Annotated in this window: 1 protein-coding gene; it reads left to right on the forward strand. The window is 56.1% G+C overall.

Annotation, left to right across the window (positions count from 1 at the left end; genetic code table 11):
- Positions 1-23 precede the first annotated feature (23 nt).
- Positions 24-1,388 (forward strand): hypothetical protein (locus A3754_RS22930; protein ID WP_156497164.1); only part of this gene is annotated, 1,365 nt, incomplete at its 3' end.

Genomic DNA, 1,388 nt, shown 5'->3' on the forward strand with positions numbered 1-1,388 from the left:
AAAAAACCTCACTGGGAGGGGATGTGGTCTTCACCATCACGCCCGATACTCACAAAACCGCCAAAGCCAACTCTAACTGCAGCGTTCTTAGCGACTTCTCGAATTCAGGCACAACGTTTACCGTCAAAAACGTCAGCGCCAACTGCTCGGTGACCTTCAGTTTCGAAACCATCGTGCATGATGTCACCGCCGAGGTGGTAGACGGCATGTTTGTGCCCATGTCGCCTGCCGATACTGCCGGGCAGGCCGACACCATCGCCCTTGATACCGCCAACCAGGCACTCTACGCGGCCAGCGGAAACGGTAGCAGCGGCAGCCTTCAGGTATATACCCTCGACGCAAACGGCGCCCTGACCGCCTCCGGCAGTCCGCTTTCTGCTCCTCTTTCTGACCGCTGCAACAATAGCTCAGACAATACGGCTCCCGGCCAGTGTCTTCTGGTCGGCAAGAAAGGCAATGCCGCCGATCATGTTTATGCCATCCTTGGCCAGAGCAGCGGACCGGTCATTCGGGTTTACGATGCCGCAGCGGGTAGTTTGACCCAGGTGGCAGATGTTGACCCGGCCACCAACATTGCCGATGCAGCAGGCGACCCCATCAGCATTATGGCGGTTAATAGCATTGTCCTGGACGGGGCGCACAACCGCCTGTTTGCTGCTGTCAACACGAAAGATGTCAGCGATCAGGAAGGCTCGGCTATATTAAGCTATGACATTAGTGCCAACGGGACATTCACGTTCAACCAAGGTGTACCGCTCAACAATACCGCCCGGCAACTGAATGGCATGGTGGTCGACGCAACCGGCGAGCACCTTTACGTCAGCTACGACGAGCCATCGCAAAGCCCCACAGTTTTGGACAAGGCCGGGGTATTTCATTTCACCGTTGAAGCAAGCACCGGGACTATCAATGGTGCATGGTCAGCATCATTTCTCAGCCAGAACAGCATCAAGACACAGGATCTTGCCCTGGTGCCAGGCGCCCAGAAGGCGTATCTCGTATACTCCTACAACGACTTCCCGTTTGGCAACCCGGTAAACGTCAGAGGCTACTCCATTGATGGCAACGGTGACTTTGCCAGCCTGTCGAACCCGACAATCCTGACCTATGAGGACACCCAGCGTGTCTCCCTGGATATCGCCGACAATGGCGAAGTGGCGTATTTGAAAGCGAAAAGAAACAGTGACTCAACCGCGCCAAGTGGCATCGCCATCTATTCAATCAACCCCGGCACAGCCAAGCTGAGCGGCAGGGCAACGGCAGCCACCTTTGCCAATAACGCCTACCACAGCATGGCCATTGATTACGACAACGGCCTCGCCTACGTAGCTGCTCCGGCAGACAACAAGATCGCGCAATACCAGGTAGGCACGGACCAGGGCTCTGTT

The organism is Alcanivorax sp. HI0083 (assembly GCF_001635175.1).